Source organism: Microcystis panniformis FACHB-1757 (genome assembly GCF_001264245.1).
GTDB classification, from domain to species: domain Bacteria; phylum Cyanobacteriota; class Cyanobacteriia; order Cyanobacteriales; family Microcystaceae; genus Microcystis; species Microcystis panniformis.
In genome coordinates this window covers 3,139,747-3,163,201 of record NZ_CP011339.1, presented here as the reverse complement: position 1 = coordinate 3,163,201, position 23,455 = coordinate 3,139,747, and the positions used below count along the sequence as shown (strand labels likewise).

Below are 23,455 nucleotides of genomic sequence, written 5' to 3'. Positions count from 1 at the left end.
TGAGAAACTCTTTGAGAAACCCGTTTTCTTTGAGAGACCAGATACCGACCTCTGGCTTTTTGTTTTGATGGTGGACATTTACTTCGTTTTCTGTATTTTTGGCTGCAAAGTTGTAGATAGGGTAACTTTCATCGTGTTTGTATTGGCTGTTTCTGCTCCAATGTTGAAAAACAGATATTTGAGTTCTCCCTTCGCCTTTAGGCTGACTGAACCATTAATTTCAACAGTCAACTGACTTTCTACATCCACCTTACTAGAAAGAGCTTCCATGACAGATTCAAAGAGTTCTTGCAACTGAACTGCGATGGTTTCCTCTTGTGGCCCCAAAGTAGTCAGGATTTCCTCATCCTCAGTTTGTAAGCTACTAACTGAAGCTGGATCGACGGCTGTGGCATATACTTTAATTGGCATGGTCTTCCTCCTTGGAATTTTTTTGCTGCACAATCGAGAAATCTGGATCGCCATAAATACAATACAGTAGCCAAAATAAGTTTCTCTCATTGGCTGCAACTTCTTTGGCTTTGGCTACAGCCTGTCCGATAGTAATTTTCTCATCTGGGTTGAATAATTCACGGTAAACAATTTCGGCAAAGTTGAAGGCATATTTCACTGGTACGGCTCCTAAAGTTCCAATGAAAGCATCTGCACCACGCTGATAAAATTTCCAGCCAAAACTGCTAAATTTTCCAAAGGTTAACACGGGAACGGTTGAAGCACAGGCGTTAGCAAACACAAGACTACCTGGCTCAAGGGGTAGCCTTAGAATGGTTTCAGGGAGCAAGTTTTCAATTCGGGTTTTGTTTTTATCGCCAGCAATTTGGAGTAGGTGCGGTTCTAAATGTCCGTGACAGGTAAAATGAAGCGCATCTGTGCCTGGAATAGCTTTTACAAGGGACGAAATTGGCTGTTTAGCTAACAATTGTACCGCTTCCGGGGGGAGAAGATTAGAGAATAGATGGGTAGCTCGCTCTGCTTCCGAGGAAGGTACATCTCCACCGACAATATTGACAATCCGCTTGATTTGTCTTTTTCCCTTACTTTCAGGTCTATTTTTATCTGGTAAATCTTGACTATCGCTGAGGCGAGGAGAGCGAGCAATAATAAACTTCTTTCCCCAAAAATCTTCGCCGTCGTACATTAATTCCCAAGGAATCCACTGTTCATTAGTGGAGATAATGACAGGAGAACCAATCTTCCAATCTCGCACTTTTTTTGCTACTTCAGAGGGAATTAACATCTCGAACAAGTTAGCGCCAACACTCTGAAGATTGAAACAGATACTCTCCCAACGCTCATCAGAGGGGTTTCCTTGTTGAACTACTTCTGTCAGGAAAGCATTCAAACTTCGCAAATCATCTTCAATTTGTTGCTGAATATTAGGAATTGTTTTCTCCCACTCGCCTAATCGATTCGCTGGGAAGATAGTATAGAGTAATTTACTTTCTCTCTCAATCCACGTAACATTAAGTGTATGTTTATCGGGATTAACCGTCATACTTTCTAAGTTTTTGAGACCATCAATTGGGTCTTCCATTGATAAAACTTTTGGCGATATTTTATTAGAACTCTTGCAAATTAATTATATGTTATAATGATGGGTTAACTAATTTTCCCCAAAAAATTAGTTAACCAGTACATTAGTCCTGAATGAAAACTTGAAGTTTAACTTTTAACTCAAAACTCTTTAGATATGCTTTAATTTGGTTATCAAAACCTCTTTATTTAAGCAGCACAAACTATCTCAATTTTTATAATTGAGAATAAATTCTCCTTGACTTGATTAATCTTTAGGCAACTTTTAAGAAGCTGCTATACCTATCCCTAACTCACAGTTATAAATAGCCGCCAACAAGTTAACTCTTAAACTATATCTTCGACGACGATTCCGATATTTACAGGATAAGATTTTAAAGATTTTGAGTTTCCTATTTATAGGTTCAATGATAATCCTTTCTTTGGCTAAAGCCTTGTTATACTCTTTTTCTAACTCTGTTAATTTTCTATTTTTCGATTTCTTTTTCGGTGTATAACTATTACTATGGTATGCAGCTATTCCCTGATAACCACTGTCTTCTATGCTGGTAGTTAAAGGATGAAAACGAACTCGACTTTTTTTAAATAAACTAAAATCATGACCTCTACCTTTCCCACAAAAGACACAGATAATTTCCTCGGTATTTTGATCAGCTACTAATTGGGATTTTAAAGTATGATAACCTCTTTTACCCCCCAAAAAATCTTTCTGTTTCTTTTTGGGGCGTTCAATGGGAGTTTCCGTTACATCCATTACCGTTACGACCGGTATCTCTGCTTGATTGAGTAAAGCTTTTTTTCCTTTTAAACGGAAGTTTCCCGATTGTAAAAGCATTTTTTCCGTCTTATTTACAATCCGACATATAGTTGATTCTGATAGTTCCCAGCTTGTACCAATGTGAAAATATGTTCTATATTCTCGCCAATATTCTAACGTTACTAAAACTTGTTCTTCTATAGATAGTTTAGGTTTCGGTCCCCTTTTAGATGGTGAATTAGAGTCGGCTTCAACACTTTTTACTGATTCTACCATCTTTCTATATGTTGGTTTATACACACCGAAACGGCGTTTGAATTGTTCATCTGATAAGTTTTGATAATCCATAATTTTGCTAATAAACATAGCAAAATTATAGATGATTTCCTGACCTAAGATCACATTTTATTCTTTTTTCCACTTCAATCTAAGAATTGAGAAAAAAGCAAAACCTTATATTATACCATAAAAAAATTATGCAAGAGGTCTATTATACGAGTAGAAAGTTACGTTAGTTTGAACGATTACATACCCAACTCTTGTTGCTCCTCTGAAAAACTCAATCTCAATAACTTGCTCACCTCTTTCAAGAGGAACAAGGGTAAAAATCACTTCGTTGGAATCGCCTTTAACTGGAACAGTCAACTGCTGCTGATAAGGTCTTATGGCAAATGCTGGAGCAGTAACCTTGACATTTAGTTTAACTTGCTTAGTATTAAGTCCTACTGTAAGCCAAATTTTTTCTAGAACACGAGTAAATTTTGGAATCTCTTGAGTTAGCTGAATCTTTAACTCAGCTTTTTGCTCAAGAACACATTCTGATGGGAATTCGATTCGAGTGTGGCGTTGAATTGTTACGCTATTAGACGACGGAAGGGGTTTAGGCTGCTCAGAGCAAGGCACAGAGCAAGGCAGCCGAATAAACTCCCCACGCTCGTTAATACTCCCTTTATTCGAGTTAAAATAACCCGGGTTGCCGATATATTTTCTGTTTAAATCCGCTTCTCCACCTGCCAATTTGCCGGGTGGAACCTTAATCGTCGGTTCCCCCTTTACATATGAGTTTATGTCTTGAACAAATTCAGTTTTTCTTAGCCTTAGTCCCTCACGGATTACTGATAAGCTTGTTTCTGGATGAGTGAGCAGTTGAAATTGAATACAGAAATCAGCCAACTCGAAATATTGATCCTTAATAGCTTGATAAGCTGTCTCAAGGAGGTCCAAATCGACTTGGTTCAGAATAGTTGCAAATTCAGCTACAAGGCTTTGAGTTTCAGCAGCAAATTTCTTTAAGAGAGTATCAGCTTCACTAAACTTATTTTGTCCCAGCAATGCAGCAAGTTGTACGAGTTGTCTGTTACGAGTGTTAGGAAAGTATGCAGCCAAAGCATAAGCCTCGGCGAATTCCCCTTCTCCCAGAAGAGCGACAATCGGTTGCAGCCAAGTTTCACGAGGTGTTTCACTGCGAGTTTCCATTTCCTATACCCTTCCTGACAACGTGGAAAATCTCGTCCTCACTGGTACTGGTAATCTTAATGGCACGGGTAATGCCTTGTCAATTTGGTGCGGCAATTAATGCCCCTCTCGCTTTTACCCGGGCAACAAATAGCACCACGACCAACATTAACACCATTGTTACTAATGTCTTTACCGATGCTAATGGCGCAACAGCCGGAAATCAAGCTATCGGGATGAACAGTGCTGCTTTAGTGCGGGTTGCTAATACTACTACCACTTACCTAATTATGAACGACGGTACGGGGGGTTTCCAAAGTGCTAATGATTTGGTGATTAATCTCACCGGGTTAACGGGTAGTTTACCGGCGCTCGGCCCTATTCCAGTCAATAGTTTCTTTGTCTAGATTGATGGGGTAATTCTCCCCTTTTAATGCTCCCGTTGAAGTAATTTTGATACAAAAAAAGTTAAGAGGCTCTTCTCGACTTTGTGTTAAGTACCTAGGCAAAATTATTTACACATGACGATCATTGCCCCGTAAGGGTTTTAGCTCGATCGGGGGCTCTTCTAGGTTCTGTGTGAGCATGGTATAATAGTAACACAGAACAGGAGGTGGGTTATGTGGATAAATTTTGATCAACTCCTCGATTTACCAAATGTAACAGTGGTCAATTATCAAAAAATTGCTCAGACAATTTTCCTAAAGCTTGCTCTTTTAAATGAAACAATTGAATGTCCGAATTGCCATCAAACCTTAGACAGAATCAATCAGACAGAGTATAATCTAGTCAGAGACTTGTCAATATTAGGTAATCCAGTATATTTAGAAGTACCACGCCGTCAGTTTCATTGTCAAAAGTGCCAAAAGTATATCAGCGAAAGACTGAGTTTTATGAGATTAAGACAGCATCATACAATTCGCTATGAATCGATGATTTATGAGAGAGTAAAAAATTGTAGCATCGAAGAAATAAGTCGAGAAGAAGGGTTAGGATGGTCAGAAGTTGAGTTAATATTTAATCACTGTGCTAAAGAACTAGAAAAGGAAGAGTGGGAAGCACCAGAACGAATAAGCTTAGATGAATTTAGTAACTTAAAACCCACATTCCGCACCCTCAACTGTCACATAAGCTGTCCCCCTCCAGAGACTTGAGTAAAAATACTTATCTGGTGAAGGTTTTCTCGGTGGCCGTTAGGGGGATATTGAGACCCCTAATTATGAAAAAATAGGAATTGTTGGAAAACTTAGGCAGTGGGCTGTTCGACCATGAATCAATCAACAGAAATTGAAGTCAAAAATCTAGACCATCTGGGATTAGTAGCCGGAATTATCGATGAAATAGGAATCGTTGAAATTATCAACGAACAAGTCTCAATTGAGCGAGGAGAAATTGTCACAGCGGGGCAAGTCGTGAAAGCAATTATCCTGAACGGATTGGGATTTGTCTCCCGGGCCTTGTATTTATTTCCTCAATTTTTTGAAGATAAAGCAACCGAACATCTGCTGGGAGAAGGCATCGAAGCAAAACACCTGAATGATGATAAAATTGTTCGAGTGATGGACAAACTTTATCAACTGGATGTTTCGGGGATTTTCCTACTCATTAGTTTAGCAGCCGTGAAAAAATTTGGTGTAGCAACCGAGAACTCCCATTTAGATTCGACTTCTCTATCAGTAGAAGGAGAATATAACAAGGAATACCCAACAGTAGAAATCCTGAAATCAGGAGCAGTGGGAGAAGAAATTGAAACCAGACAACAGCCAATAAAAATTACCTACGGATACTCCCGCGACCGAAGACCTGACTTAAAACAATTTATGATTGACTTAATCGTAAGTGGGGATGGAGATGTACCTTTATTCCTGAAAGTAGGGGACGGAAATGAAGCAGACAAAGCGGTTTTTGGTCAAATCGCCCGAGAATTTCAAAAACAAGTTGACTTTGACAGTTTAATAGTCGGCGATAGCGCCCTCTATAGCAAAGAGAATTTAAAACTAATGAAAGAAATGCGTTGGTTGTCTCGAGTCCCCTTCAGCATTAAAGAGGCTCAAGAGTTAGTCGATAGCATCTCAGAAAAAGAGTTAACCGATGCAGAAATACCGGGTTATTCCTGGCGGGAAACAAGCTCTAACTATGGGGGAATAGAACAAAGATGGTTGCTAGTTGAAAGTCAAGCTAGACAAGAATCAGACTTGAAAAAATTAGAGAAAAAAATCGAGCAGGAAAAGAATTCTGCCCAAGAAAAAATCCGGCAACTATCCCGAAGAGAATTTGAGAATAGAGCGGTGGCGTTGGCGATAGCCAAAGGATTATCTGACTCCTTAAAATATCATCAGTTAACGGAGATTAAAGTCAATCTCATTCCGCCTGAGACGAGAGCAGTCAAAACTCAAATCAAAAGACGATTTACCCTCTCAAAGCTATCAAGTTCAAGCCGAATTAGAGTTGAATTTGCCAGCGATTGAGAGGCTAAAGAAACGAGCAGGACGATTCATTTTAGCAACTAACGATTTGGAGAAAAAACGATTAAGCAGTGAGGATATACTCAAAAAATATAAGGGGCAACAAGCTCCAGAAAGAGGATTTTCTTTTCTCAAAGACCCCGGCTTTTTTGCCCACAGTGTCTTTCTCAAATCTCCCCATAGAATCGAGGTCATGGCCCTGCTCACGTTGCTCGTGCCTGTTGGTTTATACTATTGGCCAAAGACAACTTCGCCTGAATTTAAAACAGCAGGAGACGGGACTGAAAAATCAGTTGGGTAAGTTAACTGACCGACCAACATTACGCTGGATATTTCAGAACTTTCAAGGGATTCATCTCCTACGTATTCAAGACAATCAAAAGATTAGCAACTTAACGGATGAGAGGCGCAACATTTTGAGATTTTTTCCCAAACCTTGCCAGGAATATTATCTCTTATCTTGACCAGATGGATTGACTTCCAGGGGTGACAAAACAAAGCGAGCAACTGGAACATCTCCCCCTAGATGTTAAGTCTGATTGCCTAGTCATTCTCAATAAGCACTGTTTATTGCGAATGACTGGGGGAACCCTGGAATTTTCGGCTTAGTTGCCGGCAGCTTGCCGCCAACTCACTCCTCTAGATAAGTATTTTGACTCAGGCATCTTCCTCTTTTGAGACGTTGTGACACTTAGGGTGCGGAATGTGGGTTTAATGACTGTCTTCCGATGAATTGGTGCATTATCCATAATTAATACTGATGTTATGGGCGCGAGAGGGCAACAAATATAAAGATAACCACCCTTCAAAACCTTCGGCATTCAGGCTTCTCGTAAATACCATCGGTGCAATAAAGTCTTTTTTTCCCTTTCTTCTACCAGCGACAAGGTTCTCTCTTTTTCCTCGTTTTCCTTGTCTATCTCCAAAGACTTTCTTCCCTTTTTTTGACCAAGCATAAAAACAGGCTTGAAATTCTTCAAACCCTGACTCATCAATAAATACAAGGCTTTCACTTCCATATATTTTAATCAATTCTCTCAGCACTCTGTAGTATTTCATTCTTTCTTCTCGGTTTCTTTCTCTATAACGAATTCCCTTCTTTTTTCTGGTAACTTTCATTTTTTTTAAGGCATAGCAAATGGCACTTGGTCTCACTCCAAACTTCTCGGCTCTGTCTCTTAATCTTGCCTGGGGATTTTCTTGGACATCTTTTGACAGTGCTTTCCAGTCCAGCTTTCTCTGACGGTGTTTTACCTTTGTTGCTTCCAGTTTTTCCCTACCTAGCCATCTATATATCGTCGCTCTTCCTATATTAAATAGAGCGGCGGCTTTGGTTATGCTTCCCCCATTCTCTACATAATCGATTACTTTTTTTCTCAAGTCTAGGCTATCTGACTGACGGACACATTTTTCAATACAAAGACAAGTACTGTTATGTGAAAGCCTCAAACTCCTGAATAAAAGAAAAGGTAATTTTGCCATAATAATCCTGACGAGCTTTGCGAGAAGCAAAACAGGGAAAAGGGTCAACAGAAAATAAGTGGTCAAGTCGCAAGAAGGGACGCGCCTTATGAACAACTCCCGCCAGCCAACGTCAACCAATTTTCAAATAACTCAAACCACGCCGAAAATGAGCATCAACCTGACGGCGAGAGCCAGATTGTTGAACCGCCATGCCAGTTAAAGTAGCAAAGAGAATAGAAATGGCAACAATGAGATAGAGACGTTCTAAACAAGCAGCAGAGCGAACACGAGAATGTTCCCAGTCAAAAACGCCCGATTTACTGCCCTTGAAAGAGATGTTCAATGGGAAAACGAAGACCATACTGCCAGAAGGTGTCAAGGGTAGGAGGTTCATCGCTCAGAATTGCCTAATTATCCTTAACCCCTGGAACAGAGGCTAAAGCAAGATGAGCAGTGATTCTAGCCTCCTGCCAGACTTGAACGTTGCGATCAAAGCAGGCTTGCCGTTTGGGAGGATAGAGTTCTCTGACCTCATAGCCAAAACCCCGACGGCGAACACCGTAAATGAGGGTATCGCAAGGTAAGCGAAGACACCAATGCCAAGTATTTTTCCTGAGCCATTGAATTAATTGCTGATTGGCAAAGCCTCGGTCGGCTAACAGCATGACATTCTCAAAGCCCTGAAGATAGCCTTTGGCTCTGTCCAACAAGGGTTCGTATTTCTCAAAAGCTAGGCTGGCACTACCATGTTCTAATCCCATCCACATCAAGGGGACGGCTCTCCCCCCGCAGACCACCGCTAGATAGACAAAGCAGTATTGATTCCACAACAGAGTGGTATCTATTGCTAGATACAGTCTTTCCCCCTTCTCCTTCCAAGTCTCGATGGCTTTCAATATTAAGGGGATGTATATCTTTTCCACCGCTACTCTTCCATTCTGGCAAAAGCGATTCCACCGTCTCTGATAACTATTGGCTTGTTCGGCTCTGCTTTGTACAAAGGGTTCCCATCTGGCTTGATTGAGACTTTGACTACTGAGTAGGGCTGTCACCATCCAACTGAGGACGGTTAAATGTCTTTTATCCACAAATCGGCTTCCTTGTTCTAGATAGGAATAAACTTGGGAGAAGATTCTGTTCTCGGTTTTCATCTTGTAGGGATTCTTGCTTTTTCCCTATCTACCCAGATATTTTTCTTTTTGGCAACCCTTGTCTTGTCAGGTTTTGACCCACTTGTGTCCGTCAGTCAGCTAGGCTATAAGACATTTTTCTGTATGGGTTGCTCGTTTCCCGGCTCTTCTGGTTTTCGTGTGTTAATTTTTGTTATGAATTAAAGCAAGCAAACAGCTTAAGTCGAAGATGTTCAAAATTGGTAAATCCATAACTCATTCTTTTAATAAGCTTTATTTTGGTATTCATTCCCTCAATTAATCCGTTGGTTGTCTGATTTTCAAAGTAATTACAAATACCTGGCAAATGCTTCTGGATCATCCTGGCACTACTTTCATATAATATCCCGCCTATTCTTATCCATTTTTCCAATTTTCTCTCAGCACCTCTGAACGTTCTACTACTTTGATAAATTTGTCTAATTTCTTCTTTCATTTCCCAGGCTATTCCTAAGCATGGATGTTCTTTCAGAATAACTTCTAGTTGTTGTTTTTGCTCGTCCTTTAAGTCCTCTTTATTCTTCCATAATAAATGAGGTAATCCTTTTTCATGCACCCCCATTAACTTTCTCAATTTATTAAGCTCGTCATTGATGATAGCCATTACATGAAAACGGTCATAGATGATTTTAGCATTGGGAAATAATTCCTTGATCACTGCTGTAAATCCTGACCACATATCGACGCTCACTTCTTTCACTTTCTCCCGAACTGCGTCTGGCTGTGCTTTTAAGGCTTCCATTAATTCTTCTTGCTTATGTCCTTTAATCACATCTAGTAAAATTTTCTTGTCCATATCTACGACCGTTGTGATGAAATCTTTATGTCCTTTTAAGTTACTAAATTCATCTAAGCTTATTCGTTCTGGTGCTTCCCACTCTTCCTTTTCTAGTTCTTTAGCACAGTGATTAAATATTAACTCAACTTCTGACCATCCTAACCCTTCTTCTCGACTTATTTCTTCGATGCTACAATTTTTTACTCTCTCATAAATCATCGATTCATAGCGAATTGTATGATGCTGTCTTAATCTCATAAAACTCAGTCTTTCGCTGATATACTTTTGGCACTTTTGACAATGAAACTGACGGCGTGGTACTTCTAAATATACTGGATTACCTAATATTGACAAGTCTCTGACTAGATTATACTCTGTCTGATTGATTCTGTCTAAGGTTTGATGGCAATTCGGACATTCAATTGTTTCATTTAAAAGAGCAAGCTTTAGGAAAATTGTCTGAGCAATTTTTTGATAATTGACCACTGTTACATTTGGTAAATCGAGGAGTTGATCAAAATTTATCCACATAACCCACCTCCTGTTCTGTGTTACTATTATACCATGCTCACACAGAACCTAGAAGAGCCGTTTCCCTTTATTTTACCTTATTTTTCCCTCGTCTCACACTTATTTGAAATGACTATAATCAATAATGATATGCAAGGGTTAATTATTGCTCCTATGGCAACAGTGCCTCTTGCCTGACTTGCACCAGAAGTCTGTTTGTAGCTTCGGAAATTGTCAAAACCGAGATGTAGTTACTCATTGAACACCACAAAGGCTAATATATGGAGTGTTATTTATGAGCCATTTATCCCTATCCGAACAGATTACTGAGGAACTTCTGGCAATCCTGATCGAAGAAGAAGTCACCTATCCTTGGGATGTAACCGCTGTTGAGAGTCATGATCCCTTAGACCTGACAGAAACACCCTTTTCTCTGTGTGAAGGACTAGAAGCGACGGCGATCGAAGCACAAGCTGATAGATTCTTTAACAGTTTACACCAAAAATTCCCGACAGTTTCCGTTTCACCCCGGTCTAATATCTTTGATAAATTTGCCTCTTTATTGCCGGCCGAACATTTAAATCGTCTAGTAGAAAGCGCTGAAAATCTAGTTGATAGTCAATTAGACAACCTTGAGCGCCTTGTTGTTTGTCTTAGCGATCTCTTTCCCCAATGGTCTCCAGAAGATTTACAGGTTTTTGCTCGTCCCTACGCCTATACTATGCGTAATGGCCAGAGCGAAACGACTATCGAAACCGAAAATTGGCAAAATCTTTCCGAAATTGAACAAATTCGCCGGAGTGCAGCCATTGCCAGCCAGATTTTCCCCGACTTGTCTTCTCCTGAATAGTCATCTCATTTTATTTTGCACGACTACATTAGGTTACACTTCATCTTTATGAGAAACGCTATATCTCTTTATCTGATTTTTTGCTTTTTGTTTCTACCCGTGAGAAAGATTCTATAACTTGTGATTAACTTTGAAAGCACTTTTTAGGGTTGGATGCGTCTGATGACGCATCCTATATTTTCAAAGTTTCTTACATTTTGCTGAGAATACGCTGGACTATATCCATTCCCGTGAAGGCTTGCCAGCCAAAAAGACCTAAAATGACGGCATTAAGGGTAATATGGGTGATTCTGGCCAATTCATTGCCTTTTTGCATTAAAGGTACTAAAGCGGCACTGATCGAGATTAAACCCACCATCCCTAAACCCGCCAGCAGATGGGGACCGACAAATAATTTACCGTTATTAATATAAGTCACCGCCATACCCCCGATCGTCCCCAATACCATTAAAGCGAGGATTAGGGAGCCAATTTGATAGTGTTTAGTGCGAAAATCCTTGGGCAATAATTCTTTTTTTAGGTCTTTATCTGCTGTACGCGTCCGTCGCCATTGTAGCCCCGAATAGAGGGCATAGATAGTTAATCCTAATAAAACCCACATGAGAATGGGATGGCCAAATTGTGACCAAGTTTTTACGGCACTGGGAATCTCGAAGTTCATAGTTGTCTGTTCTCATCGGAAATTTTGGGTCTGAAACCCCGCCGTAGAACGGCGGCTTTACGTTAGAATTAAAAGGCCAGTCTCGAAAACCAAGTGGACGGCGCAGCACCTTGAAAACTCGGCTTAGGGGGTTCCGACCAGAAAAGCTTGGCCGGGTAAAAAGTCGCGCGCAACAAGTACAAGAAGCTATAGGCGGTCAACGTACCGTGGGACACAGGGAATCGGGCTTCTGAAATGGGGCGAAAGTCTGTGGACTCTGTGTAAGACAGTACATGGTTTTTTAACTGTGGTATGCGACGGTGGTGGAAGCAGAAACTTAAATCGTGAGGTTTAGGAATCGCCGCCCTAAAAGTGCGGCGAGGATGTCAACAAAGATCGCTTCTTATTGACACTCCCGTCACTAAAAGCGAGGGATTCTTGGTTCATAGAGTTTCCCTAATCTGACAGGAAGTATCCAACATTCGCCAGAGGGAATCTCTCCCCCCCCCCCAACCGACGTCGGGGGGGCAAGGGGGGGTCAAACGGTTTAATCTTTTTTCCGCTTGGCGATAGTATTGCGGTATTTCTACCGTTTCCCCATCACTATTAGCGTAGAAAACTTTTAAGCCTACATCCAATCCTACACATCTTTTAGTCGGTTCTAAGGGTTTTGCCTATTCCCGAATATCAACGCTAAGGCAGAATTGGACATAGTAACCGTCTGCTCGTTTAACAATCCTAACGGCTCTTCTCGACTTTGTGTGATAATTTTTGCTTATGGAATCGTGAAATGTTTACTGGGAAAGACTTTTAGGACTATTTTGCGGATATTCTATCAGTATAGACCTAGTTTCCACACAGAAACCAGAAGAGCCTCCTAACTCGTTTAATTTGGTCTATAGGGTAAAAGTTTAAGTCTCTAGTTCCTTTCAGTTTAACCGTGCCAAGATTTTTCTTATCTGTGAAAGTAATTTTTTTCTATCCTCCGATAGTTGACCGCCACAGTTTTTATATTCCACAGAACGATTATTTTTCTGAAACTTGGGATAACCTTTTTTCCCTTTTATTTTTTTCTGACAATTGTCATAGAAACGAGCAATAGCTGACCAGTCCCGTTCTGCCGATGCTTGTCTAGCCGTAGAATTTAGAGTATCGACAAACTTGAACTGTTGGGCGAGAACTGCACAATATTTATTGAGAGAATATTTATCGATTTTGTCTTCTCTCTTGGCATCCATCCAAAGTCTTAATGCTTTGTTTCTGATGAATTGTACTGTACGAATAGCTTCATCTATGGCAGAAGACTGACTTGGTTTGACCACTGCTTTCATTTCTAAGATAATCATTGTTTATCGACCTCAAACAACTTATTTTAAGTTAACCTATACAGCAGAGATTGTCAAGATTTTAGTCGTGCTTCGCTCTTTTATATTGGTCGGGGTGAAACCCCGACATTTGAGATAAAAAACTTAACTTTTGCAAGTATTGCTGATTTTTGCTGGTTTTTGGAACCTTTTCGCCGGTAATGATGACAAGGTGAAAGGAGCTTCTAGAGAACAGATTATCCCAAAATAACAAAATCGAGATTATCATCTAAGTTGGTATAGATTATGACTGGAATTATGAGTCAACTCAGTCCCCTACAAGCCGAACAAATCAAGGAAATCGGGACTTATTTACGTCAAAAACGGGAAGAAAGCTGCCTGAGCATAGACGATATCGCCGCCCTGACGATGATTAGAGTACCAATGCTAGAAGCGTTGGAAACGGGGAATTGGGAGAAATTACCAGAATTAATTTATGTCAAGGGATTTATCAAACGCTACGGTGATGCTCTAAAAATTGATGGTAAAGCTTTAGCCGATCGCTTGTCTCCTAGTGCGGAACAATTAGCTCAAGAGGTAACTATTCCGAAAAAACTGCCCACAAAAGCTACCCCTCTCCCCAAGGCTGAACCCGCTGCCCCAAAAGTGGAACCGGTGAAACCAGAAAAACCAGCCCTGGAAACTAGCCCCCAACTGGCTAAATCAACCTTTTTCGGGATGTATCTCTGGCTAGGCTTGCTGGCGGGCATATTTTGTGGTATTGGCTATCTTTTCCTCCGTCCCCCTCTCTCTAACCCCCCTGCCGTTACTCCCTCTCCTTCCCCCGTGGGTTCCCCCGCACCAGTAGTCTCTCCTGCACTGGTAGGCTCTCCCTCCCCTTCTCCTCAGCCAAAAGTTCCCCTCTCAGCCCAGGTAACTATTGAACAGGCCGCTTGGGTAAGGGTAATTGCCGATGGCAAAAAAGTCCATGAAGGCAATCTCCAACCCGGGACTAAACAAACTTGGACAGCCCAAAAGAGTTTAAATATTCGATCGGGCAATGCTGGCGGTGTTAAAATCTCTCTTAACCAAAAACCTGCCCAATTAATGGGTAAAGCTGGCCAAATTGGCGAAATCACCCTAACTGCACCCCCTCTCAGTGATCAGTAAACAGTAAACAGTAATCAGTGAACTAAAAACTCACATCTCAAAACTGATAACTGAAAACTGAAAACTGATCACTGATAACTGATAACTGATAACTGATAACTGATCACTGATTAGGCTGCATCATCCCAGATGGGGGTAAGGGTCTGATAATCGTAGCGGGAAGCGTTAGGATGACAGCTGACACAGGTGGTATGACCGAGAGGAGTGGGTAAATTGACCCTAGGATGCAAAACCTTTACATAGGTGGACTGTTCAATTAGGAGGGGAACAAAAGTAGTCTGGGTAAGAGGGCGGGAAGAATAACTGAGATAATCCCAGATAAGACGCTGAGTAATGCCAACAATTGGTTTTAAACGGATACCATAGTGAGAATTAGGATTTTCTAGGATTTTTTTCCAAGTTTGACTCGGTAGGATGCTGGGAGCAATGGCAATATGGCAAGTGGCACAATTTTCTAGATAGGTTTGCTCTCCAATTTGATAACGATTCAGCACTGTATCCGAGGCAGGGGATTGGGCGATCGCTGGTTGTTGAAGTAGCGAAGCCAGTAGAATACCCCCTAGAATACTGAGGAGAAAGAGGATCAGAAAAAAAATCGATTTCACTTGACCGCTGGAAGGCATGACTGGGATGACGAGTAATTGAACACAATTTTGACACTCTCGCCATCACAATGCCAAGCTGTGTGATGGGAGATTCTTGCTTCACAGAAACCTGCTTTTTGAGACGAATCCCAACGAGTCTGACAGTCTCTCCACAAGTTTAAACTCCTGACTGCCCATCAGTATTTGGGTTCTTCTGGTTTATGTGTGGAAACGAGGTCTATACTGATATTTTCTAGTTTTTTCCGCGGCTCGACTGAGCATCGCCGAACGTCAAAATAGCCCTAAAAGTCTTGCTTGATAGGTATTTCACGGTTTCCTAAGCAAAAATTAAGTAGGTAGGCGTTAAAAATTATCAGATGCCCCCCTTATCAAGGGGGGACTAAGGGGGGATCGGCACCCCCCTTATCAAGGGGGGACTAAGGGGGGATCAGAGGCAAAATCCATTTTTAATTTAATTATAACCAGCTACTTATAAGTAGTCATGCAAAATTAATTACCTGCCCGATCGGCTCTTCTGGTTTTCGTGTGTTAATTTTTGTTATGAATTAAAGCAAGCAAACAGCTTAAGTCGAAGATGTTCAAAATTGGTAAATCCATAACTCATTCTTTTAATAAGCTTTATTTTGGTATTCATTCCCTCAATTAATCCGTTGGTTGTCTGATTTTCAAAGTAATTACAAATACCTGGCAAATGCTTCTGGATCATCCTGGCACTACTTTCATATAATATCCCGCCTATTCTTATCCATTTTTCCAATTTTCTCTCAGCACCTCTGAACGTTCTACTACTTTGATAAATTTGTCTAATTTCTTCTTTCATTTCCCAGGCTATTCCTAAGCATGGATGTTCTTTCAGAATAACTTCTAGTTGTTGTTTTTGCTCGTCCTTTAAGTCCTCTTTATTCTTCCATAATAAATGAGGTAATCCTTTTTCATGCACCCCCATTAACTTTCTCAATTTATTAAGCTCGTCATTGATGATAGCCATTACATGAAAACGGTCATAGATGATTTTAGCATTGGGAAATAATTCCTTGATCACTGCTGTAAATCCTGACCACATATCGACGCTCACTTCTTTCACTTTCTCCCGAACTGCGTCTGGCTGTGCTTTTAAGGCTTCCATTAATTCTTCTTGCTTATGTCCTTTAATCACATCTAGTAAAATTTTCTTGTCCATATCTACGACCGTTGTGATGAAATCTTTATGTCCTTTTAACCCACATTCCGCACCCTAAGTGTCACAACGTCTCAAAAGAGGAAGATGCCTGAGTCAAAATACTTATCTAGAGGAGTGAGTTGGCGGCAAGCTGCCGGCAACTAAGCCGAAAATTCCAGGGTTCCCCCAGTCATTCGCAATAAACAGTGCTTATTGAGAATGACTAGGCAATCAGACTTAACATCTAGGGGGAGATGTTCCAGTTGCTCGCTTTGTTTTGTCACCCCTGGAAGTCAATCCATCTGGTCAAGATAAGAGATAATATTCCTGGCAAGGTTTGGGAAAAAATCTCAAAATGTTGCGCCTCTCATCCGTTAAGTTGCTAATCTTTTGATTGTCTTGAATACGTAGGAGATGAATCCCTTGAAAGTTCTGAAATATCCAGCGTAATGTTGGTCGGTCAGTTAACTTACCCAACTGATTTTTCAGTCCCGTCTCCTGCTGTTTTAAATTCAGGCGAAGTTGTCTTTGGCCAATAGTATAAACCAACAGGCACGAGCAACGTGAGCAGGGCCATGACCTCGATTCTATGGGGAGATTTGAGAAAGACACTGTGGGCAAAAAAGCCGGGGTCTTTGAGAAAAGAAAATCCTCTTTCTGGAGCTTGTTGCCCCTTATATTTTTTGAGTATATCCTCACTGCTTAATCGTTTTTTCTCCAAATCGTTAGTTGCTAAAATGAATCGTCCTGCTCGTTTCTTTAGCCTCTCAATCGCTGGCAAATTCAACTCTAATTCGGCTTGAACTTGATAGCTTTGAGAGGGTAAATCGTCGGGAGCATCTCACTTACGCGATGAGTAATTATACTTAGCCTAAAAGCCACTCTTAATCGTGTCTTGGAACGAAATAGAGGCTTTTAAAGACCGCGTACATGGAGAATTAAAACAAGAATTACCCTCGAAAAGCCTATTTTTCTACTAAGTATTTATGCTCATTGCAAAGGTGAGATGCTCCCAAATCGTCTTTTGATTTGAGTTTTGACTGCTCTCGTCTCAGGCGGAATGAGATTGACTTTAATCTCCGTTAACTGATGATATTTTAAGGAGTCAGATAATCCTTTGGCTATCGCCAACGCCACCGCTCTATTCTCAAATTCTCTTCGGGATAGTTGCCGGATTTTTTCTTGGGCAGAATTCTTTTCCTGCTCGATTTTTTTCTCTAATTTTTTCAAGTCTGATTCTTGTCTAGCTTGACTTTCAACTAGCAACCATCTTTGTTCTATTCCCCCATAGTTAGAGCTTGTTTCCCGCCAGGAATAACCCGGTATTTCTGCATCGGTTAACTCTTTTTCTGAGATGCTATCGACTAACTCTTGAGCCTCTTTAATGCTGAAGGCGACTCGAGACAACCAACGCATTTCTTTCATTAGTTTTAAATTCTCTTTGCTATAGAGGGCGCTATCGCCGACTATTAAACTGTCAAAGTCAACTTGTTTTTGAAATTCTCGGGCGATTTGACCAAAAACCGCTTTGTCTGCTTCATTTCCGTCCCCTACTTTCAGGAATAAAGGTACATCTCCATCCCCACTTACGATTAAGTCAATCATAAATTGTTTTAAGTCAGGTCGTCGGTCGCGGGAGTATCCGTGGGTAATTTTTATTGGCTGTTGTCTGGTTTCAATTTCTTCTCCCACTGCTCCTGATTTCAGGATTTCTACTGTTGGGTATTCCTTGTTATATTCTCCTTCTACTGATAGAGAAGTCGAATCTAAATGGGAGTTCTCGGTTGCTACACCAAATTTTTTCACGGCTGCTAAACTAATGAGTAGGAAAATCCCCGAAACATCCAGTTGATAAAGTTTGTCCATCACTCGACCAATTTTATCATCATTCAGGTGTTTTGCTTCGATGCCTTCTCCCAGCAGATGTTCGGTTGCTTTATCTTCAAAAAATTGAGGAAATAAATACAAGGCCCGGGAGACAAATCCCAATCCGTTCAGGATAATTGCTTTCACGACTTGCCCCGCTGTGACAATTTCTCCTCGCTCAATTGAGACTTGTTCGTTGATAATTTCAACGATTCCTATTTCATCGATAATTCCGGCTACTAATCCCAGATGGTCTAGATTTTTGACTTCAATTTCTGTTGATTGATTCATGGTCGAACAGCCCACTGCCTAAGTTTTCCAACAATTCCTATTTTTTCATAATTAGGGGTCTCAATATCCCCCTAACGGCCACCGAGAAAACCTTCACCAGATAAGTATTTTTACTCAAGTCTCTGGAGGGGGACAGCTTATGTGACAGTTGAGGGTGCGGAATGTGGGATTAAACAACTGGTAGAGGAAGCAGGTCATCAGGTCGTGTTTTTGCCAAAATACTCTCCTGATTTAAATGATATCGAACATGATTTTAGTGCATTAAAGAGGGCAAGAATGTATGCTCCTGTGGGGACACCCCTTGATGAAATTATTCGTACTTATTGTGTCGCCTAGTGTCTCGTTCTTATTTGAAATAACTATACTTTTTGACTTTTGCCAGAAGCCGATCAGAAAAGTGGCTTGACATCCTCACCGCCGGGGCCGGACGGTGATGACCGGCAGATCAAACAAGCTTAATTGAATGATCTTCGGCTGGGTTGACGCTTCACAGGACGCTGCTTCTTTAACAGAAGTCTTATGCTGTCCGACCCGTCCGTTTTTTAAGGTCTCCGATTGCCCACCGGCGACCTTGATAATTAAAGTCAGTAAGAGAGTCGGGTTCTTCGTTACTTGGTATGGTTCGATAGGGGGGCATAAATCGACTAAATCCTTATCTGGCAAGAGACTTAATTGATTAGTTCTCTCTAGAAAAAAACAATTAACAAAAATCGCTAAATGCCTTTCTATATAAGGGTTCCATCCCTTATAACTCCCGTCCATTGCATAACACAAACCGAAGAGCCGAGAGTCGCCTCTCCTACTGCTCTACAAAACGGAACGTGACAATTTCTCGTCATTCCGCTCCTCAACTACACGGGGTTTGTCATTCCTACGTCATTACCAACATATCCTTTACCCAGATGTAATTATCTGGTATGGGCGGTTCTGGCTTGACACTATTGCAGTCAGATTTGTTGCCTAGACTGCCATCATTGGCTGTCTTTTCATCATGGCAATGTCGATGAAGAAGTTGGAGGTTATTGTAACTGTTATTCCCCCCTAGTGATTTAGGGGTGATGTGGTCTATCTCCATTAAATCCCCATCTCTTAAGAAGTGTCCACAGTGAGTACATTTCCCTTTTTGCTTTTTCAACAGTTTTGAAATTTCTGTTGGCATTTCGGGATGAGTCCCCATTCTTGAACTCCAATAAACTAGGTTTCCATCGTAGGGTGAGGCGTTCCCTTTGACCTTCACATAGCGTCGGATTTCCGTTTCTCTATGTTCGTACAACCTTAGAGGATTATTTTCTTCTCTGGTTGTGAAAGCCCAGTTATTGCCACCTATTGTGTGAAAGTGTCTTTTAGAAATCCACTTTCTTCCTTTGTTTCGATGGCGTTTTATCCCCCATTTGATGAGTTTATGCCCTAGGATGTGGGTTAATCTTTCAAAGATTTTCTGACTAACCACTGTTGAGAAGTAATTGCACCATCCTCTTATTACAGGGTTTAACCTTTTAATGAGTTCAGCTTGGTTGACTCCCTTGCTGGTGTTTATGATGCGTTTAAGTTCTCTATAGTGTCTTATTTGACTCTCTTTGTTAGGGGTTATTATTGTTTTGAAACCAAGCAGATTACCTCTGACTTTTCCCGAGGTGTATTTACCGACGGGAAATTGTCTTATATTAAACCCTAGAAAGTCGAATCCAGCTTGTTCGCTTTCATGTTCTCTCAGTGTGTGGGCTATTCTTGTTTTACTTGGTTTTAACTGGCTCTTCTAGGTTCTGTGTGAGCATGGTATAATAGTAACACAGAACAGGAGGTGGGTTATGTGGATAAATTTTGATCAACTCCTCGATTTACCAAATGTAACAGTGGTCAATTATCAAAAAATTGCTCAGACAATTTTCCTAAAGCTTGCTCTTTTAAATGAAACAATTGAATGTCCGAATTGCCATCAAACCTTAGACAGAATCAATCAGACAGAGTATAATCTAGTCAGAGACTTGTCAATATTAGGTAATCCAGTATATTTAGAAGTACCACGCCGTCAGTTTCATTGTCAAAAGTGCCAAAAGTATATCAGCGAAAGACTGAGTTTTATGAGATTAAGACAGCATCATACAATTCGCTATGAATCGATGATTTATGAGAGAGTAAAAAATTGTAGCATCGAAGAAATAAGTCGAGAAGAAGGGTTAGGATGGTCAGAAGTTGAGTTAATATTTAATCACTGTGCTAAAGAACTAGAAAAGGAAGAGTGGGAAGCACCAGAACGAATAAGCTTAGATGAATTTAGTAACTTAAAAGGACATAAAGATTTCATCACAACGGTCGTAGATATGGACAAGAAAATTTTACTAGATGTGATTAAAGGACATAAGCAAGAAGAATTAATGGAAGCCTTAAAAGCACAGCCAGACGCAGTTCGGGAGAAAGTGAAAGAAGTGAGCGTCGATATGTGGTCAGGATTTACAGCAGTGATCAAGGAATTATTTCCCAATGCTAAAATCATCTATGACCGTTTTCATGTAATGGCTATCATCAATGACGAGCTTAATAAATTGAGAAAGTTAATGGGGGTGCATGAAAAAGGATTACCTCATTTATTATGGAAGAATAAAGAGGACTTAAAGGACGAGCAAAAACAACAACTAGAAGTTATTCTGAAAGAACATCCATGCTTAGGAATAGCCTGGGAAATGAAAGAAGAAATTAGACAAATTTATCAAAGTAGTAGAACGTTCAGAGGTGCTGAGAGAAAATTGGAAAAATGGATAAGAATAGGCGGGATATTATATGAAAGTAGTGCCAGGATGATCCAGAAGCATTTGCCAGGTATTTGTAATTACTTTGAAAATCAGACAACCAACGGATTAATTGAGGGAATGAATACCAAAATAAAGCTTATTAAAAGAATGAGTTATGGATTTACCAATTTTGAACATCTTCGACTTAAGCTGTTTGCTTGCTTTAATTCATAACAAAAATTAACACACGAAAACCAGAAGAGCCTTTAACTCAAGTCCGATGTTTTGTAACCATCCCTCTATTTCCTTTTTGATTAGGAGAATAACCCCTAGGTTTTCATGTAGTACCACAAAATCGTCTGCATATCGGATTAAGGTCACTGATTTTATTTTGTCTCTAACACTCATTTGTGTCCCGTCTTTGCGTTTCATGTCAAATGAGGGTGCTAGATTCATAACCAATTCCTCTAACCCATGAAGTGCTATATTTGCCAATAATGGCGATAACACTCCGCCTTGCGGTGTACCTTCTGAGGTTGGGAATAACTGTTTGTCGTCTATGACTCCTGCTTTTAACCATGATTTGATTTGTTTCCTCATGGTTGGGTAGGTGTTAAGTTTTTCTAACAGTTTTTGATGGTCAATGCGGTCAAAGCATTTAGCTAGGGTCTGCTGAAAAAGTTTTTCGGTGGGGGCAGGGTGTGGGGTGTGGGGTGTGGGGTGTGGGATTTTACCGGTTTTGAGGTGGCCAATTACCTAATTTTTAGGGAAAAAGTACCTGAATTTTCCCCCTGATCACTCCCATACCTGGTACTTTTTGATTGACAAAAAGTCTAAAAGTCTTACCCAACAAGGTTTTTAGATTTATTCAGCAAACCCTAGCTATATCTGCATCAAGAACATACTTTGCCCTGACTGACGGACACAAGTGGGTCAAAACCTGACAAGACAAGGGTTGCCAAAAAGAAAAATATCTGGGTAGATAGGGAAAAAGCAAGAATCCCTACAAGATGAAAACCGAGAACAGAATCTTCTCCCAAGTTTATTCCTATCTAGAACAAGGAAGCCGATTTGTGGATAAAAGACATTTAACCGTCCTCAGTTGGATGGTGACAGCCCTACTCAGTAGTCAAAGTCTCAATCAAGCCAGATGGGAACCCTTTGTACAAAGCAGAGCCGAACAAGCCAATAGTTATCAGAGACGGTGGAATCGCTTTTGCCAGAATGGAAGAGTAGCGGTGGAAAAGATATACATCCCCTTAATATTGAAAGCCATCGAGACTTGGAAGGAGAAGGGGGAAAGACTGTATCTAGCAATAGATACCACTCTGTTGTGGAATCAATACTGCTTTGTCTATCTAGCGGTGGTCTGCGGGGGGAGAGCCGTCCCCTTGATGTGGATGGGATTAGAACATGGTAGTGCCAGCCTAGCTTTTGAGAAATACGAACCCTTGTTGGACAGAGCCAAAGGCTATCTTCAGGGCTTTGAGAATGTCATGCTGTTAGCCGACCGAGGCTTTGCCAATCAGCAATTAATTCAATGGCTCAGGAAAAATACTTGGCATTGGTGTCTTCGCTTACCTTGCGATACCCTCATTTACGGTGTTCGCCGTCGGGGTTTTGGCTATGAGGTCAGAGAACTCTATCCTCCCAAACGGCAAGCCTGCTTTGATCGCAACGTTCAAGTCTGGCAGGAGGCTAGAATCACTGCTCATCTTGCTTTAGCCTCTGTTCCAGGGGTTAAGGATAATTGGGCAATTCTGAGCGATGAACCTCCTACCCTTGACACCTTCTGGCAGTATGGTCTTCGTTTTCCCATTGAACATCTCTTTCAAGGGCAGTAAATCGGGCGTTTTTGACTGGGAACATTCTCGTGTTCGCTCTGCTGCTTGTTTAGAACGTCTCTATCTCATTGTTGCCATTTCTATTCTCTTTGCTACTTTAACTGGCATGGCGGTTCAACAATCTGGCTCTCGCCGTCAGGTTGATGCTCATTTTCGGCGTGGTTTGAGTTATTTGAAAATTGGTTGACGTTGGCTGGCGGGAGTTGTTCATAAGGCGCGTCCCTTCTTGCGACTTGACCACTTATTTTCTGTTGACCCTTTTCCCTGTTTTGCTTCTCGCAAAGCTCGTCAGGATTATTATGGCAAAATTACCTTTTCTTTTATTCAGGAGTTTGAGGCTTTCACATAACAGTACTTGTCTTTGTATTGAAAAATGTGTCCGTCAGTCAGGTTAACCACTGTTTTTCTTCTGTTTTCTTGACTTGAGTTAGTCTTTTAGATAACTCAGTATATTATGGCTTTTTCTCCCCTTGTCGATAGAGTTCTTGACAGTAAGCTAAGGTATCGTTCCAGACAACACGCACACACCCGAACAAATGAGACAAAAGCCTCTTTTGTTGGTCTGTTGGGTAAATACGGTATTGATACCTCGCTTTCATTGGGTTAATATGTGTGTGTCTGTATTTATTTTAACTAGGTCTGTTAATAATGTCAAGTCGGTTAGTAATCAGTGATCAGTAATCAGTAAAAAGACAGTAGGAAACTTCTAAGTACCTAAGCAAAATTAATTACACATATCTAACCACCTCTTGCCTCTTGCCTCTTGTCTCTTGCCTCTTGCCTATCTTCACTAGGAAATTAATTTTGCACGACTACTTATTTAATACTGCACACTTAAAAACTCACATCTGATAACTGATAACTTA

The 23,455-nt window shown here is 40.8% G+C and carries 17 protein-coding genes and 11 pseudogenes; 9 read left to right on the top strand and 19 right to left on the bottom strand.

All coding sequences use genetic code 11. The features are described 5' to 3' along the window. Nucleotides 1–78: 78 nt before the first annotated feature. The 4 genes from VL20_RS15315 to VL20_RS15300 form a co-directional block, all read right to left on the bottom strand. Nucleotides 79–411, bottom strand: a complete 333-nt coding sequence (locus VL20_RS15315; RefSeq protein WP_052276991.1) for a hypothetical protein — start codon at nt 409–411, stop codon at nt 79–81. Next, nucleotides 401–1,534: a CHAT domain-containing protein gene (locus VL20_RS15310; protein WP_284525811.1), complete on the bottom strand. Its 1,134-nt coding sequence runs from the start codon at nt 1,532–1,534 to the stop codon at nt 401–403. Before VL20_RS15310 ends, VL20_RS15315 begins: the two co-directional genes overlap by 11 nt. Nucleotides 1,535–1,798: 264 nt before the next feature. Beyond that, on the bottom strand, nt 1,799–2,656 hold the full coding sequence (locus VL20_RS15305; protein WP_052278013.1) for an IS5 family transposase: 858 nt from the start codon (nt 2,654–2,656) through the stop codon (nt 1,799–1,801). A gap of 108 nt (nt 2,657–2,764) precedes the next feature. After that, nucleotides 2,765–3,766: a hypothetical protein gene (locus tag VL20_RS15300; RefSeq protein ID WP_284525810.1), complete on the bottom strand. Its 1,002-nt coding sequence runs from the start codon at nt 3,764–3,766 to the stop codon at nt 2,765–2,767. On the opposite strand from VL20_RS15300, the pseudogene VL20_RS15295 reads away from it, so the two are divergent. The 3 pseudogenes from VL20_RS15295 to VL20_RS15285 form a co-directional block, all read left to right on the top strand. Beyond that, nucleotides 3,750–4,152: pseudogene (locus VL20_RS15295) on the top strand (bluetail domain-containing putative surface protein); the annotation flags it as partial. The gene VL20_RS15300 and the pseudogene VL20_RS15295 sit on opposite strands and share 17 nt — an antisense overlap. Nucleotides 4,153–4,365: 213 nt before the next feature. Next, a pseudogene (locus tag VL20_RS15290) lies at nt 4,366–4,845 on the top strand (ISL3-like element ISMae37 family transposase); the annotation flags it as partial. 168 nt (nt 4,846–5,013) lie between these two features. Beyond that, nucleotides 5,014–6,674, top strand: a pseudogene (locus VL20_RS15285) (IS1634 family transposase). Between the two features lie 246 nt (nt 6,675–6,920). Here the strand turns inward: VL20_RS15285 and VL20_RS28970 are convergent. The 4 genes and pseudogenes from VL20_RS28970 to VL20_RS15265 form a co-directional block, all read right to left on the bottom strand. Further along, nucleotides 6,921–7,626 (bottom strand): annotated as a pseudogene (locus VL20_RS28970) (IS630 transposase-related protein); the annotation flags it as partial. Nucleotides 7,627–7,804: 178 nt separating this feature from the next. Then, nucleotides 7,805–8,017, bottom strand: coding sequence for a hypothetical protein (locus VL20_RS32820; RefSeq protein WP_052275239.1), 213 nt, complete (start codon nt 8,015–8,017; stop codon nt 7,805–7,807). Nucleotides 8,018–8,081: 64 nt separating this feature from the next. Continuing rightward, on the bottom strand, nt 8,082–8,825 hold the full coding sequence (locus VL20_RS32815) for a transposase (protein WP_284525808.1): 744 nt from the start codon (nt 8,823–8,825) through the stop codon (nt 8,082–8,084). 172 nt (nt 8,826–8,997) lie between these two features. Continuing rightward, nucleotides 8,998–10,152 carry an ISL3 family transposase gene (locus VL20_RS15265; RefSeq protein ID WP_052275466.1) on the bottom strand — a complete coding sequence of 385 codons (1,155 nt, stop codon included), beginning with the start codon at nt 10,150–10,152 and terminating at the stop codon, nt 8,998–9,000. A gap of 274 nt (nt 10,153–10,426) precedes the next feature. On the opposite strand from VL20_RS15265, the gene VL20_RS15260 reads away from it, so the two are divergent. Next, the gene (locus tag VL20_RS15260; RefSeq protein ID WP_002788909.1) at nt 10,427–10,981 is read left to right on the top strand and encodes a hypothetical protein; all 555 of its coding nucleotides are present in this window, start codon (nt 10,427–10,429) and stop codon (nt 10,979–10,981) included. Nucleotides 10,982–11,171: 190 nt separating this feature from the next. On the opposite strand, the gene VL20_RS15255 is transcribed toward VL20_RS15260, so the two are convergent. The 3 genes and pseudogenes from VL20_RS15255 to VL20_RS28960 form a co-directional block, all read right to left on the bottom strand. After that, nucleotides 11,172–11,642 (bottom strand): DUF4079 domain-containing protein, encoded by a 471-nt coding sequence (locus VL20_RS15255; RefSeq protein WP_002760891.1) that lies wholly within the window; start codon nt 11,640–11,642, stop codon nt 11,172–11,174. A gap of 518 nt (nt 11,643–12,160) precedes the next feature. Continuing rightward, nucleotides 12,161–12,370 (bottom strand): annotated as a pseudogene (locus tag VL20_RS32810) (hypothetical protein); the annotation flags it as partial. A gap of 133 nt (nt 12,371–12,503) precedes the next feature. Beyond that, nucleotides 12,504–12,967 (bottom strand): annotated as a pseudogene (locus VL20_RS28960) (RNA-guided endonuclease TnpB family protein); the annotation flags it as partial. A 264-nt stretch (nt 12,968–13,231) separates the two neighbouring features. Here VL20_RS28960 and VL20_RS15240 point away from each other — a divergent pair. Next, nucleotides 13,232–14,095, top strand: coding sequence for a helix-turn-helix domain-containing protein (locus tag VL20_RS15240; RefSeq protein WP_052276988.1), 864 nt, complete (start codon nt 13,232–13,234; stop codon nt 14,093–14,095). A gap of 110 nt (nt 14,096–14,205) precedes the next feature. On the opposite strand, the gene VL20_RS15235 is transcribed toward VL20_RS15240, so the two are convergent. The 4 genes and pseudogenes from VL20_RS15235 to VL20_RS15220 form a co-directional block, all read right to left on the bottom strand. Further along, nucleotides 14,206–14,718, bottom strand: a complete 513-nt coding sequence (locus VL20_RS15235) for a dihem cytochrome c family protein (protein ID WP_052276987.1) — start codon at nt 14,716–14,718, stop codon at nt 14,206–14,208. Nucleotides 14,719–15,238: 520 nt separating this feature from the next. After that, a pseudogene (locus VL20_RS15230) lies at nt 15,239–15,919 on the bottom strand (ISL3 family transposase); the annotation flags it as partial. 246 nt (nt 15,920–16,165) lie between these two features. Then, nucleotides 16,166–16,691 (bottom strand): annotated as a pseudogene (locus VL20_RS28955) (IS1634 family transposase); the annotation flags it as partial. A 136-nt stretch (nt 16,692–16,827) separates the two neighbouring features. Continuing rightward, nucleotides 16,828–18,016: pseudogene (locus VL20_RS15220) on the bottom strand (IS1634 family transposase); the annotation flags it as partial. A gap of 168 nt (nt 18,017–18,184) precedes the next feature. Here VL20_RS15220 and VL20_RS15215 point away from each other — a divergent pair. Next, nucleotides 18,185–18,352, top strand: a pseudogene (locus VL20_RS15215) (transposase); the annotation flags it as partial. A gap of 75 nt (nt 18,353–18,427) precedes the next feature. Here the strand turns inward: VL20_RS15215 and VL20_RS31780 are convergent. After that, complete coding sequence (locus VL20_RS31780) at nt 18,428–18,778, bottom strand: hypothetical protein (protein WP_052276984.1); 351 nt, start codon at nt 18,776–18,778, stop codon at nt 18,428–18,430. Between the two features lie 109 nt (nt 18,779–18,887). After that, a complete protein-coding gene (locus VL20_RS15205; RefSeq protein ID WP_284526176.1) occupies nt 18,888–19,553 on the bottom strand; it encodes a group II intron maturase-specific domain-containing protein in 666 nt (221 codons plus the stop codon). Nucleotides 19,554–19,824: 271 nt separating this feature from the next. Here VL20_RS15205 and VL20_RS15200 point away from each other — a divergent pair, with 271 nt between their 5' ends. Further along, a complete protein-coding gene (locus VL20_RS15200) occupies nt 19,825–20,979 on the top strand; it encodes an ISL3 family transposase (protein WP_052275466.1) in 1,155 nt (384 codons plus the stop codon). A 6-nt stretch (nt 20,980–20,985) separates the two neighbouring features. Here the strand turns inward: VL20_RS15200 and VL20_RS15195 are convergent, their stop codons facing one another. Further along, on the bottom strand, nt 20,986–21,375 hold the full coding sequence (locus tag VL20_RS15195; protein ID WP_284526175.1) for a reverse transcriptase/maturase family protein: 390 nt from the start codon (nt 21,373–21,375) through the stop codon (nt 20,986–20,988). A 380-nt stretch (nt 21,376–21,755) separates the two neighbouring features. Between VL20_RS15195 and VL20_RS15190 the strand changes: the two genes are divergently transcribed. Both VL20_RS15190 and VL20_RS32805 read left to right on the top strand, forming a co-directional pair. Next, nucleotides 21,756–22,589, top strand: a complete 834-nt coding sequence (locus VL20_RS15190; RefSeq protein WP_284525807.1) for a transposase — start codon at nt 21,756–21,758, stop codon at nt 22,587–22,589. After that, complete coding sequence (locus tag VL20_RS32805; RefSeq protein ID WP_052275239.1) at nt 22,564–22,776, top strand: hypothetical protein; 213 nt, start codon at nt 22,564–22,566, stop codon at nt 22,774–22,776. Before VL20_RS15190 ends, VL20_RS32805 begins: the two co-directional genes overlap by 26 nt. A 202-nt stretch (nt 22,777–22,978) precedes the next feature. On the opposite strand, the pseudogene VL20_RS28940 reads toward VL20_RS32805, so the two are convergent. Further along, nucleotides 22,979–23,188: pseudogene (locus tag VL20_RS28940) on the bottom strand (helix-turn-helix domain-containing protein); the annotation flags it as partial. Between the last annotated feature and the right edge of the window lie 267 nt (nt 23,189–23,455).